The following is a 14,581-nucleotide window of genomic DNA, read 5'->3' as shown; positions in this document are numbered from 1 at the left end:
ACATATTTAGAAAGGAAATGACTATGACTGAACTTAAAGATCGACTACAAGTAGATGATAAAGAGAAGTGGGATTTAACGGATATTTACCATACAATTGAAGATTGGGAAAGTGATTTTCATAAAATTGAAGTATTAACGAAAGAATTACACGAGTTTAATGGAAATATTTACGATGGTAATAGCTTATTAGCTTATTTAATAAAGAGTGAAGAAATTTCTAGCATAATATCTTTAATGTTCGCTTATGCACGGTTACAATCTGATCTTGATACGCGCGATACTGACGCCCAATCTCTTGTCGATAAAGTGTCACAATTACACGTGAAAGTAAGTGCGGCTAAATCTTTCTTTTCCCCATTCTTACTTAGCGTAGATGAAAACACATTGCACGCGTACATAGAAGAAGCAGAAGGTTTACAATACTATAAAGAAGACTTATTTGAATTATACCGTTATAAAAAACACGTATTGAATAAGGACCAGGAAGAGATTTTATCACAAATGGGCGAAGCACTCTCCTCCCCGCAGCATACTTTTGGTATGTTAAATAATGCTGATATCCTATTTGGTGAAATTACGACTGATGATGGAGAAAAAGTTACTTTAACGCGCGGAATGTATGCAAAGTTAATTGAAGATGAGAACCGCGAAAAACGTAAAGAAGCCTATAAAGCTTATTACAAGCCATACGTTCAATTAAAGAATTCTATCTCTTCTACTTTATCTGCTGCGATTAAAAATAATGTTACTGTTTCAAAGCTAAGAAACTATCCATCAGCTTTAGAAAAATCGTTATTTGGCGACATGGTCCCGAAAGAAGTTTATGAAAATTTAATTGATACGACCAAGAAAAACATTCAATCACTACATACCTATAATGAACTTCGAAAAGAAAAATTAAATGTAGATGAACTACGCCAATACGACATGAGCGTTGATTTAGTAGCGGGTGTAAAACAAGACATTCCATATGACAAAGCGTTTGACATAATGATTGAATCACTAGCTCCTTTAGGTGAAGAGTATATCGAAACATTAAAAAGCTTTAAAGATAAACGTTATATCGACGTGAGAGAAACGCCAGGAAAACGTTCCGGCGCTTATAACTTTGGTGTATACAGTGTTCATCCTTTCATTCTTTTAAATCATCACGATGATTTAAATAGTCTTTTCACTCTTACTCACGAATGTGGTCACGGTATGCATACGCATTATTCACACGGATACCAACCAAGAATTTCTGCACACTATACTATCTTTGTCGCAGAAGTCGCTTCTACAGTAAATGAAGTGCTATTAATTCATCATTTATTAAAAGAAGCAAAAGATGCTGATGTACGCAACCATTTAGTAAACCATTTCATCGAGAAATTTAAAGGCACTTTCTTTACACAAATCATGTTCGCTGAGTTTGAAAAAATCACACATGAAATGGCACAGCAAGGCAAACCATTAAATGCCCAAGTCTTTAGCGAAGTTTATGAAAACTTGTTCAGAGAGTATAATGGTGACTCCCTCGTATTTGACGAAGAAGTAAAATACGGCTGGGCTAGAATACCTCATTTCTACCGTCCGTTTTACGTGTACAAATACGCAACTGGATTCGCTTCTGCAATCCAAATTGCCGACAAATTATTAAGCGGTGATCCAAATGCTCAAAAACATTATATTGAGTTCCTTAAAGGTGGAAGTTCTGACTATCCATTAAACTTACTGAAAAAAGCTGGTGTTGATTTAACTACACCAGAACCGATTGAAAGTGCACTAAATCGTTTTAGCTCACTTGTTGAAGAGTTTTCAGCATTATAAAAAGCATGCAGAGTATATACTCTGCATGCTTTTTTCATTTGCATCACTTTATGCTAAATGTTGCTGCGTCACACAGTGAATCATGCCACCATATGCAAACAGTTCATTTACATAAATGCCGACAATTCTTCTTCCCGGAAACTGCCCTTCAATGATTTGAAGCCCTAACTTGTCATGCTCATCGCCATATATAGGAACTAATACAACTTCATTTCCAATATAAAAATTTAAATATGAGCCCTTACAGTCTGCTTCTTTTACCACTTTTCTTGTCACCGGTACTGGTATGAGCTGAAATGGCTTTCCATCTATATTTCTTGCCTGTCGCAATTCTTGATAATGCTTTTCGTACGCCTCCAAAAGATATGACTCGCCTTCCCCGAAAGGATCATATTCATAAAGAATCGTATTTTCATTTACAAAACGTGCTGCCCCATCAATATGATAATCTGTATCTTCATCATAATTATCCTCACCGCGAATACCGGTTATCCATATAAAATTCGTTACTCCTAAATATTTGGTCAACTCTATTTCAATCTCTTTCTGACTTCGTGTAGGATTTCGATTCTCATTTATAATAGAAGTTTTCGCTGCCATTAAGGTCCCGTTTCCGTTCACCTCAATTCCCCCGCCCTCTATACAGACACTAGATTCAACTTTTGGAATACTATACCTTTCACTTATTTTCGTTGGTATAATAGCATCGTTTTCATACGGATATTTATCCCCCCAACCATTAAATACCCAGTGTGTTAGGCGGAGATTTCCCTCTTTATCTTTCACAAAGATCGGCCCATTATCTCTTATCCAAACATCATCCGTTTTTTCAATTAAAAAATCAATTTTATCCATATCCACTTTCGCTTCTATTAACTTCGATTGGACATGTACTTTTTCTTTCTCATCATATACAACAATATGCACAGTTTCTCCGTAATGAAGTTCCTTTGCCATCGCTACCCAAATATCATCTAGCTTAGCTCTGTAACCTTCACCTCTATGCGTTTTATTATGAGGCCATTGGAGCCATGTCCCCTCATGTTTCTCCCACTCAGCAGGCATATAAAATAAACTTTTTGTCATACCTGTTCACCCCTTCTTCGAATGTAAGTTCAGTCTAAACTTTGACATCGTGTTAAGGTCAACAGAAATATTTTCATTTTCTTGAAGCACCTTCATAAAACAACTCTTTATTTCTCCTTGTGATACACTAGTTCTCCTTGTAAAACCGTCACCAAAACTTTCGCATTCGGAATCTTATCAGCACTCATTTTAGTAATATCTTCATCTAGTAATACCATATCAGCCGATTTCCCTACTTCAATCGAACCAGTGATATTATCAAGGCCTAATGCTTTTGCTGGCTTAATTGTATAAGCATCAATAGCTGCATATACATCAGATAAACCCTTTTCATCAATACTTAATGCATTTGAAATCGTCACAAGTGGACTCAGTTCGTTTACATCCCAATCGCTACTAAGCGATACATTTGCACCTGTTTTCCAAATTCGCCCTAACGGCATAATTCGTTTCATCTGTTGATCTGAAAAATACGTACTTGCCCAGCTTTGTTTAGGATCTTCTGCAAAATCATGACCTACTTGGAAATCAGCGCTAACACCTAATTTAGCAAAGCGTTTTATATCACTATCTTCTACCATTTCTACGTGCGTAAGCGTATAAGGCTGATTCGCTCCTTCTTTTTTCGCTGCTTCAATCGCATTTAAACTCTCTCTTACTCCACCATCCCCAATTGTGTGAATGAGTGCACCGTAACCAATTTTATTAAGCTCCGTCAACCACCATTTCATTTTTTCTTCCGGAATATAGTTCAAACCATACGGTGTTCCCTTAAACCACTCAAATTTATATTTTTCTAGTATTTTAGCTGTACTGTTAATGCTAATTCCATCACTATACATTTTCACTTGATTAATAAGCATTCGAGATGATATATCATTTCGCTTAATTTTTTTGAAATACTCCATTTGTTCTGCTTCATTTAAATTCGGATATACCCATGGACGAAGTACTACTCGCGTTGTTAGTTTTTTTTCGTCATTTACTTTATTCCAAACGTCTAACCAGCCTCGCTTCCAATAAAGACGGCCATCGCCAACTGTAGTAATACCATTCTTCGCAACCTCATTTAATCCATCCAGCAAACCTTCATAATTTTTTTCAAAGAGTTTCGGCTGGGAATTCCATGCTTTTTCCATCACGATATCTCCTGCTGTATCATAAAGAATCCCAAACGGTTCTCCTGTCTCTGGATCCCGAATGATTCTTCCGCCTTGTGGATCTTTCGTATCTTTATTTATTCCCGCTAACTCGAGTGCCTTTGAGTTAACCCATACAGAATGAGAGGTTCTTTCCATAATTAATACTGGATTATTAGGAAATAACTCATTTAGAACTTGTAATGGAGTTTGTTGTTCTGATTTTTCGTCCATATCTTTTAACAGCTCTTCTAAACTAAATCCAGTTCCGCTTATCCATTCCCCTGTCTTTACATCTTTTTTACACGCTTTTAAATACGAGCGTTGTTCTTGCAGCGAAGCATCTGGTGAGACACTACAATTCCCTGCTGCTGGTGATTTCGCTTCAAATATATGATTATGATTGTCCACAAAACCAGGGAGGACAAAACGCCCTTGTAAATCCACCACTTTCGTATCTTCATTTATAAATCCCTCTACATCCTTGTTTGAACCAACAAATGTAATTTCCCCTTCTTTAACGGCTACAGCCTCTACGATGTCTTGCTTTCCATTTGAAGTATAGATTGTACCATTTTTAAATACTACATTTTTAGGTAACTGATTAGGTAGAACAGCGCTACCATTCTCCCCTTCTCCTACTCCAGGAGTACATGCCGAAATCCATACCATACTTAGAATCAGACAAATAAGTAAAATTTTTCTTTTCATACTCTTTCCCCTTTTTATTATGATAAATTACTTTCGTATATAGAATAAGGATTGACATAATGTTAATGTCAATCCTTATTCTCATTCTATTTTCGTAACTAAAAAACAAATTTGTGTCACATACTCTTCTACTAAACAATCACATTCAGGCCCTTTTATATAAACTTCATATGGATGACCATCTATTATATAACCGTTCCTTTCTATCCACTCTTCTAATGCCATATAAGCATAACCTATATAGTCGTAGCTACCATAATGCATAGTAGTAACAATTTGATGCTGATTTAGCTTGTTTATTTCACATTCTTGTAATACACCTTTATTATCCTCATCCATAATCGGAATTCTTAATTCAATATCACTATGATTTGGAATATACTCTTCATCATAAAAGACTGTAGAGGGCGAACCGACTATTTGAAAGTTATTCTTTTGTATATTTTCATATAAGTCATAAAAATAATCATCCATATCCTCTATATCTATTTGTAATCTTTGAGCAATTACCGTTATTTCATTTCTCATTCCAATTAATATATCGTAACTTCTATGACGAGCGATATTTAAACCATTGTTCATACTTACCATTTCATTCATTTCAGAAATAACTTGTAAATTTTGTTTCACCTCATGAGACAACTCTATAATTTGCGCTTGCATATGTTTAATAAATGAATCTTGATCTGATGACTGAAGAATTATTTTAATTTTCGGTAGAGGGAACTTATACTCTCTTAGCCTTTTAATTTTTAACGCTATTTCTAACTGCCCTTGTTCATAATATCTATACCCATTTTCCGGGTTCACATATGCCGGTTTTAATATCTCCTCTTTGTCATAATGTCTTAGCATCCGTGTACTCATTTTACAAATCCGCGAAAATTCAGTAATTGTATACATATACTTACCCCTTGAATACATTTTCTTATAAGCTTATTTTAAAACCAATCAAAAATCTTCCTAACTGAAAAATCCTCATTCTGATTTTTCAATCTCTTCATATTTGAAGGTAACAAATGAAGTGGACAGTACCACGTTAAACAATTCATTGCGCCTCCCATTGTCGATATTTCTCCCACATGAATTTGAATAGCTTCCTTCTCCGTATACTGTTGAATATATCGTAATACTTCTTTATCTTTAGCTAGTCCAAACTTAGGAACGTAAAGCGTATCACATGTTTCTAACATATTTATATATAAACCTTTTGCCGATGCTATTTCTTGATCATATTGCCCCTTTTCTGTATATGATGACGGAACAACTATAAATTCAGCTTCTGGCATTTGCTCTTGAATAATCTCTTGAACACTATATCTAAATTCACGATCCCCAAGAAAATCACTAATAAACATTGTATGTTCATCAATAAATTTAACCATTCCGTCTGCGTGTGCAAGTACATCTCCTTCTTCAGCAGGAATAATAATAACTCGGCTCACATCTAAATCCCATTCCAGTTGCTCTATAATTTCTTCTTCCGTCCAATCATAATTATCATCAAATATGCGTTCTGTTAATATAACAGTATCTTTTTTATTCCAAATCAAATTTCCACCATCTAATATCAATGGAGATTTTACATATTCAAAGTCATTCTTTTTCAACCATTTATTAAATTGTTGATCTAAATATCGCCCTTGATCTTTCGGTAAATAATTTGGGCGATATTTAAATTTAACTAGATGACTTGTTACAACTGGTGCAACATCTCTTAGCCAAATATCATCATACTCAAAAGAGCTTGTATGAAAGCCTTGCTCCTCAACAGATAAAGATAGAAGTTGATCAGTAAATGCTTTATTTTCATTTAAATATTCATTAAAATAAATTAGATCTTCATAAAATGGGCGATAATATTCATTCGATTTATCTGGTATTGCAGTAAAAATAATTCCATTATATTTTTGTTCCATATTATTTACCTCGCTTTTTAATAATGATTGAATAACTGTTTTCAATCATCCAACTCTTCCCCAATTCATTTCTCTTTTCAGTACAATTTTTGAAACGTGCACATTTCATGAATGGATTATAGCACGGAGAAATATTATATATTTATATAAAAAATATAAAGCCGTCGTTAAGCCGTAAACTGACTCTTGACAAGATTTTAAAACACTGTATTTCATGACCACATTAAAAATGCAATCGTCATACACAATAAAGGATTAGATGATTTTTTTATCATGTTCCAAATCCACGAACTCTAATAGAGCGTTTTGATTATATAAATTCACTAAATTCGTCTCTACCCCTATGCAAATTGTTTCAAGCGGAAGATCGTTTGGATCTTGACCAAATGGATCCTCAATTTCAACTCCTATCGCTTCAATACCAATAAACGCAAAACTGATAAACATAGTTGCAAGTACTGTAACCCAGCCAAGACTATCAACAAGACCAATCGGTAAAGTCCCGCAAAATATGAGCAATAAAATTTTTATATGCGCAAAATAGGCAAAAGGAATAGGTGTCGTTTTGATACGATCACATCCCCCCACAGCCGTAAGCAAATTATTCAAATCAGTTTCCATATTAATTATTGCATTTGGATGAATTTGACCCGTTTTCAAACCTTTTGATAGTATAGTTTTTAACATAAAAACTATACTAATCGGTAAATGAATAGACTCAGCCAAAATTTCTCTTTCCTTCTCAGAACAAATATCAAGCAATGATTTTATTTCAGATAAATCTTTTTCGTCTCTCAAATGTCCTTTCGCTAACTTGGGAAAAGCAATTAATAAATGTAAAAATTTTAGTTTTTCCTTATCCGTATGTTCCTCTTTAGACTCCCAATAACATAAAAAACTAATTGCTAAATTTCTACTACAAGCACCAATTGTGCCAAATAACTTTCTACCTTCCCAATATCTATCATAAGCAGTGTTAGTACGAAAAACTAACAGTAGACCTAAAGCCCCTCCAACAATTACCCAAGGCGTTTGATTCATTTTTATTTCTACATAATAATAATGAATCACAGTTACTATCGTTGAAACGCATATATATAATAAAATTTGCGGGAAAATATCTCTTATAACTGTCCCCTTTAATGTAAATATTTGATGTAAACTATTTTGATTATTGTAATGTACCATATTTACAAAATCCTCTTCCTTTTTTACTTTTTATCCTTTTAAATTATGAAAGTATACAATTGAATAATAGAATCATAAACCCTATCATTAGACAACTGGTTAAAATTATTTCTTTCAATACGGTTACTCCTTTTTACGAAAAGATAAAACATCTTTTTTTGATTTAAACAACAAATGTTCACTCTTCTAAATCACGACGCATTATTTTAGAATTTGCAATGAATAAAGCACTAATTAATACAAGAATCGCGCAGGCATATAACAACGAATCCATTGGGCTATCATGGTCTATAATAATGAGACGAACAATAGCCGTAATACCTATATATATAAAATAACGTAATGGAAAGTGAAAATTCATTTGAAAATACTTTATAATCATTACGATGAATTCAAAATATAAAAAGAATACGACAATACTATCAATTAAATGATAACTTGATTCCTCACCACTCAATTTCAATTCTTGTATAAATTGAAAGACTTCTTTCATAAGAAACACACTTAAAACAATTCCCAAACAGATCAAAGCTACATTTATAATGTACTGTAGAACGATAGGGAAAAACGAAAATACTATTTTTAAATTCTTTAACACAAACCTTTTTCTCCTTTTTATATAAAGTGAAACTTTAATTAGTGGGAGGTATCCATCCCACACTGATTATTTGTTGAACCAATCGAGCATTAACAAAAAGTGACTTTAAAATCCTTATATCATTACATTAAAATATTTTGTATTTCACTCTTGTTATAAATCATACAGCTGAACAAAATAAGTGAAGGGAATATTTCACCTATTTTGTTCAAAAGATTATAAATTCCAATCCATCATTTCAAACTAATAGGCTGCTGCTGTGTAACACAATGAATCATGCCACCATTTTTATAAAGCTCTCTCACATCAATGCCAACTACTTTACGATCCGGGTATAACTTCTGAATCGTATCGTTTGCGATTTTATCATTCGGATCATTATAATTAGGAACCAATACTACTGTATTCCCAATATAATAATTGATATACGATCCTTTATAATCGAGAGTTTTTCCATTTTCTAAAGCAACTTTATCTTTACTAAGCGGTAAGTATTCATACTTATATTTCTTTCCTAAAGCATTTTTTGCATCTAACAATGTATCCATATCTTTGTTTGACAAACCCCATTCGGCTAGGTCATCTTCTTTCATCGTTACAATCGTAGATTTACCATGGAATTTAGCAAATCCATCAATATGAAAGTCAGTAATATCTAAATTAGGCACTCCGTCTAACCAAATAAAGTTTGTTACCCCAAGATCACTAATATATGTTTCAATGTCCTTTTCTGATAAATCAGGATTTCTATTTTTATTCGTCACAGCACTCCGGGTTAATAAAGCAGTCCCATTACTGTCTAATTCAATTGCACCACCTTCAAGGACAAACTTTCCCCAATCAATTCTTTCAATCCCTGATTGTTTACTAACATTCTCACGTATACGAGCATCATTTTTATAAGGAGTTTTCTTCCCCCAACCATTAAATGCTGGATCTAATATTTTGAGATTTTTATTATTGTCATAAACAAAAATTGGTCCACTATCCCTTGCCCATACATCATCAGTAGGCGAGATAAAGAAATCAATTTTATCCATATTCAGTCCTTTATCTATCAAAAGCTTATTAATGCGCTCTTTCTCCTCCTCATCGTATGCAACAATGTGGACTTTTTCACCTTCAGTTAATGCACTTGCCATCTTAATCCAAATCGGTTCCACTTCCTGCTTATACTCTTCACCATATGTGTATTCATGTGGCCATTGTAACCATGTACCTTCATGTTTATCTTTTTCATCTGGCATCGTATATTTTCCAACTTTTTTCTGTACCTCTACCTTTTCACTCTCTTTCCCTTTTGCATTTTCATTACCACCTTCAAAAGAACATCCACTAATAATCGTTGTAGATAATGTAGCTATTAAACAAAACTTTACTGCTTTTTTCACTTTTTCATCCTCCTGTTCTTACCTCCAATAATGTAAAGCTTCACATAGTGTGAAGCTCAAGCTTTTTCAGCGATGTAAAAATTACCAATTATTCTTTTACATATAATCACATAGATTTCATTCAAATAGATAACATTAATATCATTTAACTACCTATATAGATTTATTCAAATATCACCTACTTAGTCAGCAAATAGAACATGGCTAAATAAAAAAATCGGTATTGATAATTACATATCAATACCGATTTTTAAAATTATTATTTTCCTTCTATTAAATCATTCGCCATTTTCCTAAACTCCTGATTAAACGTATCATTCATACCATTTTGTACGTTAGAGAATAATATTACAAACGTTCGTTTATCCCAGTTAAAATTATTAAATGTATTCCAACCAGCTAATACACCATGATTATGATAATAATCTGGATTAGTATAAAAACTAAATCCATATTTTCTTACAGGTGATGCAGTAAACATATCTGATACACTTTGTTTAGAAATCAACTTTCCATCCATAATAGCCTCATCTAATCTTTTCATATCTTCAACAGTCGTATACATTTCACCACACCCATACAGCCAATTCATTTTTAACCGAGGTGCAGCTATTAACTCATTATCTTTTTTCGTATAACCTTCTGCTAAGAAAATATCTTCAGGGAGAGTTGCACCCATTCCAGATTCATGCATTTCAACAGGCGTAAAAATATTTTCTTTCACATATTCAGCGAGCGGTTTATTCGATATCTTTTCTATAATATACGCAAGCACCATATAATTATAATCTGTATATTTCCACCCCGTCCCTGCAGGAAATTGCAATTTTTGTGCACCAATCCACGTTACTAACTTTAATCGTGACGCCACATCAACCCTACCTTGTCCCTGATCTGGCAACCCAGACGTATGTGTTAACAAATTTCGTAACGTAATGTTTTTATCTGCCGGAAATGAAGGAATATACTTATTTACATTGTCTTCAATGTTTAATTTCCCTTTTTCTTTTAGTTGCATAATAGATATCGCAACTACTGTTTTCGTAATAGAACCAATACGATATTTCGTTCTTGGCGTCGTTACTACTTGATCTTTCACATTCGCATATCCATAACCTTTTCGTAAAATCACATGATCTTTACTAGCTACAAGAACACTCCCATTAAATCCTTTATCTTTTAAATATTGATCTAGTTTTCCGGCTACAACTTCATAGCGCTTTTTCTCATTCGCATCAACTTCTTGCATATCGCTCTTTTGCTTACTATTTAGATTAGAAAATGCCTTTATATCATATTTCTTACCTTTATTTGCATGGATTAGTGTAACGACACTCCCACAAAAAATAGCAAAAATAAAGAAAACGACTAACCATTTCTTTAGCATAATAGGAACCCTCTTTTATCTAGTTTCACTTAACATGCATCCATTCTATTCTATATCTTTTAATTTTCAAATATTTCATAACATTATCTATCTGTTATTCACCTAAGTCAACTAAATTCCTTTTTCTCATATTCAGTTTTTGGCTACTCTCTATTGTATTTCTTTCTTGCAAAATTTCCACCTTACAATCGTATGCACCCTACTATAATTTCAACATCTTATGTAACATTTGTTACATATCATAAAGAACGGAGTGGTAAACATGAAAAACATTGATAAACGCAATCGTTTAGATGATATGATGTTTCATTATCGGGTAACAAAAAATAATATGGTTTTAATCGAATATTACAGAAAACAAATAACAATATTAAAAGGTACTGATGCTGAAAAATTTTTAAACAAAATACATCATGCAAATAACGATAAAGAAAAACAACTAATAATGGCTAAAATTACAGGCAATTTCAAAAGAGGAAATGAACGTTATTGAAAATGAATCTCATTTACTTTTTGATTATACAACATATTAAAAAGTAAATGTCGCTCATTCGGCATTTCTTTAGATTTTCTTCATATAGAATTTACATTGCTAACTTTCTTTTATTTTTTGCTTTTACTATATAAACTCATTGCCGAGATACTTAGTAATACCACTATACATAACCACGCATACGTATACCCTTTTTTATCTACAATATAACCAAATAAAACAGGTGCAACAATAATAGCAATTTGATTTAATGTAAGTGCCAAACTAACTGTTATTCCAACAGATTCTTCATTTGCCAATTCAGCAACTTCGACGATAAAAAGACTAAACCATCCAATTGAAAAGAAGCCTAACAGTGCGCTTACACCATACAATACTCCACTCGTTACTGTATGTATACTCATGACTAACAATAGAATCAAACCGATAGAAGCACAGACCGCTATCAATAAAGGCATGCGCCGATTCCCCTTATAAAACGCATCACTAATAGCTGCTAATACAATACGGCCAATCATTCCAGAAAAAAACATAACTGAAAATACTGTTCCGGCTATAATAGATGTAATTGATTGTTCCCTTACTAAAAATTTCATGAAGTGTCCAACTAACACCATTTGTAATGAAATCATGCCAATACCAGTTATATAAATTGGATACAACTCCTTTTTACATATAACTACTTTTAGCTCAGTCCAAAAAGAAATTTTAATATGTTCTTTCCTTGCTTCCGCCTGAACATATGGTTCTTTATAAAATACGAAAAATAATAGTCCTCCAATTATACAAATGCATGCAATACTATTTATCGCGTAAGCCACATTATATTGTATTGTAAGAAACGGGATTAGCGCTCCCGCTAACGCACCACCAATCGGTATACCGGCTTGCCTTATTCCCATCGCTAATCCACGATTTTCTTTTGGGAACCACTTTAAAATCACTTTACTTCCTCCTGGCTGAGAAACACTATAAAACATTCCTATTAATAAAAGCACAAACAACAACCCATTAAATCCACTTATCCCATTAGTTAGTAAAAGCGAACTCCCTAGCAAAAATGAACTTATAGAAATTAACAATTTTTCATTATATTGATCAAGTAGCCGCCCAACAAAAAGTATACAAAATAATGGTCCGACATTTACAACACTTACTAACAATCCACTCTCCATATTCGTAAGCGCATATTCTTCTTTCCAAAATAAAGCGAAAACTCCTACACCATACGTTATAAGTGTCGCTGTTGTTTGAGCAATCGTCGCAATAATTAACATCATCCACTTATAAGTACTATTCACACCCTTTTCCATTAACATTACAATCCCTCCATCCCCTTACATTGTATGAAAGTTCTGATATCATATAAAATAAAGATTCATCATATAATCCATCAAAAAAAATGATACCTTTTCGGAGGGATGATACGTGGACATAAAAGATTTAACTGTATTTTACGAAGTTGCGAAGGAAAATAATATTTCTCACGCAGCTAAAAATTTGAACTATGTACAATCAGGCGTAACAATGCGTATGAAACAACTAGAAAATGAATTAGGTGTGCCTTTATTTTACCGAAACGGAAAAGGTGTAACTTTAACCTCTAACGGTGAAATTTTATTAACATACGCCAAACAAATTATCCACTTAATGGATCAATCAATAAAAGCAGTTCAAAATAATGGAACCGAGCCAAAAGGCACTTTAAAAATTGGATGTACAGAATCTACAACTGCGGTAAGACTCCCCTCTATATTAACGGCTTACTATGAGAAATACCCAAAAGTCGAATTGATTTTAGAAACAAATACGACCAAACAACTAATTAGGCTTGTATTAGAACGAAAACTAGACGGAGCGTTTATAGCTGGCTCTACTCAGCATACTGAACTTCATACAAGTGTATTTCGTGAAGAAGAATTAGTTCTCATTAGTAAAAAACCTTTATCCTCTCTTAAAGACATAGAAGACATGAATTTACTCGCTTTTAGTCACGGTTGCTATTATAGAAAGTTATTAGAAGACTGGCTTCAAGAAGAAGGGATCTCGCCTAAACGAGTATTAGAATTTGGAACAATCGAAGCGATACTTGCATGTGTAAAATCTGGCATGGGCGTAGCAATTATGCTGAAATCTATTTTAAATGGTCATGCACATAACGTATCATTCAATCCTTTACCAAATAGATTCAAAAAAGTTCCTACTACTTTTATTACTAGAAAAGATATATTTCACTCAGCTGCATTACAAAAATTTATGGAGATGATTTAACAATGCGTGAAAAGAAAATACGTGGTATGAAGCGTAAAACTAACACGATGATAAAGCGAATTGAAGAACATTCAAAAACGTTCCCTTCTGCTTTCTATAACGATGAATATTGGTATATGACTTTACCAGTTTCGCAAGATTTTATCGATTCTCGTAAAACACCTAGGAAAGTAAAACGATTGTGTATACAAACTTTATTAAATCAAGCAAACCATTTAATAAAAATGAAACCGAGCGATACACATACATATCGAGTTGTTGTTTTGATTTCTATAGAAAATTTATGGAGCTCTCAAATCATCATATTTAAAAATGATGACTACTTTCATAATTTTTTTAATAGAAATAGTGAATTTCAAAAATGGATTCTTCTTTCAAATAAACCTGATTTTTGGAAAACATGGGGAATTTCAATTTATCCCACTTTCCAAAGGTTGCACTTTCAAGAAATCATTTATGATGAGGGTGCAATCTATGAAAAACAGATTTTGTTTGTTGGAGAGTTATCTTAAAAGGGGAACTTTCAAAATAAAAGCTTCCCTTTTTTCATTTAACAAAATCGCTATATAATGAATTTAGAATTTCAC

Annotated in this window: 13 protein-coding genes; 4 read left to right on the top strand and 9 right to left on the bottom strand. The window is 33.1% G+C overall.

Annotated features, from left to right (window positions below):
- Positions 1–23 precede the first annotated feature (23 nt).
- Positions 24–1,811: an oligoendopeptidase F gene (gene pepF, locus QCI44_RS10470; protein WP_353811108.1), complete on the top strand. Its 1,788-nt coding sequence runs from the start codon at positions 24–26 to the stop codon at positions 1,809–1,811.
- A gap of 48 nt (positions 1,812–1,859) precedes the next feature.
- On the opposite strand, the gene QCI44_RS10465 is transcribed toward pepF, so the two are convergent.
- The 8 genes from QCI44_RS10465 to QCI44_RS10430 form a co-directional block, all read right to left on the bottom strand.
- Positions 1,860–2,897: an agmatine deiminase family protein gene (locus QCI44_RS10465; protein ID WP_016135082.1), complete on the bottom strand. Its 1,038-nt coding sequence runs from the start codon at positions 2,895–2,897 to the stop codon at positions 1,860–1,862.
- Positions 2,898–3,004: 107 nt separating this feature from the next.
- Positions 3,005–4,747, bottom strand: a complete 1,743-nt coding sequence (locus tag QCI44_RS10460) for an amidohydrolase (RefSeq protein ID WP_016135083.1) — start codon at positions 4,745–4,747, stop codon at positions 3,005–3,007.
- Positions 4,748–4,828: 81 nt separating this feature from the next.
- Positions 4,829–5,650 (bottom strand): MerR family transcriptional regulator, encoded by an 822-nt coding sequence (locus QCI44_RS10455; protein ID WP_016086923.1) that lies wholly within the window; start codon positions 5,648–5,650, stop codon positions 4,829–4,831.
- A 38-nt stretch (positions 5,651–5,688) separates the two neighbouring features.
- A complete protein-coding gene (locus QCI44_RS10450) occupies positions 5,689–6,666 on the bottom strand; it encodes an agmatine deiminase family protein (protein WP_088084152.1) in 978 nt (325 codons plus the stop codon).
- A 255-nt stretch (positions 6,667–6,921) separates the two neighbouring features.
- Positions 6,922–7,854 (bottom strand): bestrophin family protein, encoded by a 933-nt coding sequence (locus QCI44_RS10445; RefSeq protein WP_016135085.1) that lies wholly within the window; start codon positions 7,852–7,854, stop codon positions 6,922–6,924.
- Positions 7,855–8,032: 178 nt separating this feature from the next.
- Positions 8,033–8,452: a phosphate-starvation-inducible protein PsiE gene (psiE, locus tag QCI44_RS10440; protein WP_016086920.1), complete on the bottom strand. Its 420-nt coding sequence runs from the start codon at positions 8,450–8,452 to the stop codon at positions 8,033–8,035.
- A gap of 233 nt (positions 8,453–8,685) precedes the next feature.
- On the bottom strand, positions 8,686–9,843 hold the full coding sequence (locus QCI44_RS10435; RefSeq protein WP_016086919.1) for an agmatine deiminase family protein: 1,158 nt from the start codon (positions 9,841–9,843) through the stop codon (positions 8,686–8,688).
- Between the two features lie 259 nt (positions 9,844–10,102).
- Positions 10,103–11,230 (bottom strand): serine hydrolase domain-containing protein, encoded by a 1,128-nt coding sequence (locus tag QCI44_RS10430; RefSeq protein WP_016086918.1) that lies wholly within the window; start codon positions 11,228–11,230, stop codon positions 10,103–10,105.
- Between the two features lie 262 nt (positions 11,231–11,492).
- Between QCI44_RS10430 and QCI44_RS10425 the strand changes: the two genes are divergently transcribed.
- On the top strand, positions 11,493–11,723 hold the full coding sequence (locus QCI44_RS10425) for a hypothetical protein (RefSeq protein ID WP_016086917.1): 231 nt from the start codon (positions 11,493–11,495) through the stop codon (positions 11,721–11,723).
- A 110-nt stretch (positions 11,724–11,833) separates the two neighbouring features.
- Here QCI44_RS10425 and QCI44_RS10420 read toward each other — a convergent pair whose 3' ends face one another.
- The gene (locus QCI44_RS10420; RefSeq protein ID WP_016135086.1) at positions 11,834–13,042 is read right to left on the bottom strand and encodes an MFS transporter; all 1,209 of its coding nucleotides are present in this window, start codon (positions 13,040–13,042) and stop codon (positions 11,834–11,836) included.
- Positions 13,043–13,151: 109 nt separating this feature from the next.
- Between QCI44_RS10420 and QCI44_RS10415 the strand changes: the two genes are divergently transcribed.
- Both QCI44_RS10415 and QCI44_RS10410 read left to right on the top strand, forming a co-directional pair.
- A complete protein-coding gene (locus QCI44_RS10415) occupies positions 13,152–13,994 on the top strand; it encodes a LysR family transcriptional regulator (protein WP_016135087.1) in 843 nt (280 codons plus the stop codon).
- A gap of 2 nt (positions 13,995–13,996) precedes the next feature.
- A complete protein-coding gene (locus QCI44_RS10410; protein WP_016086914.1) occupies positions 13,997–14,506 on the top strand; it encodes a DUF3916 domain-containing protein in 510 nt (169 codons plus the stop codon).
- Positions 14,507–14,581: the final 75 nt, after the last annotated feature.

Origin of the sequence: Bacillus cereus group sp. RP37, assembly GCF_040459695.1 — a bacterium.
In the GTDB taxonomy this organism is placed as follows: domain Bacteria; phylum Bacillota; class Bacilli; order Bacillales; family Bacillaceae_G; genus Bacillus_A.
The sequence above is the reverse complement of the archived record's forward strand: the minus strand, read 5'-3'. Positions and strand labels throughout refer to the sequence as shown.

Bases quoted from the DNA above. Each gene is read 5' to 3' on its own strand.
- QCI44_RS10410 (WP_016086914.1), top strand. From the start codon at position 13,997: ATGCGTGAAAAGAAAATACGTGGTATGAAGCGTAAAACTAACACGATG.
- pepF (WP_353811108.1), top strand. From the start codon at position 24: ATGACTGAACTTAAAGATCGACTACAAGTAGATGATAAAGAGAAGTGG.
- QCI44_RS10450 (WP_088084152.1), bottom strand. From the start codon at position 6,666: ATGGAACAAAAATATAATGGAATTATTTTTACTGCAATACCAGATAAA.
- QCI44_RS10430 (WP_016086918.1), bottom strand. From the start codon at position 11,230: ATGCTAAAGAAATGGTTAGTCGTTTTCTTTATTTTTGCTATTTTTTGT.
- QCI44_RS10460 (WP_016135083.1), bottom strand. From the start codon at position 4,747: ATGAAAAGAAAAATTTTACTTATTTGTCTGATTCTAAGTATGGTATGG.
- QCI44_RS10445 (WP_016135085.1), bottom strand. From the start codon at position 7,854: ATGGTACATTACAATAATCAAAATAGTTTACATCAAATATTTACATTA.
- QCI44_RS10455 (WP_016086923.1), bottom strand. From the start codon at position 5,650: ATGTATACAATTACTGAATTTTCGCGGATTTGTAAAATGAGTACACGG.
- QCI44_RS10425 (WP_016086917.1), top strand. From the start codon at position 11,493: ATGAAAAACATTGATAAACGCAATCGTTTAGATGATATGATGTTTCAT.
- QCI44_RS10465 (WP_016135082.1), bottom strand. From the start codon at position 2,897: ATGACAAAAAGTTTATTTTATATGCCTGCTGAGTGGGAGAAACATGAG.
- QCI44_RS10420 (WP_016135086.1), bottom strand. From the start codon at position 13,042: ATGTTAATGGAAAAGGGTGTGAATAGTACTTATAAGTGGATGATGTTA.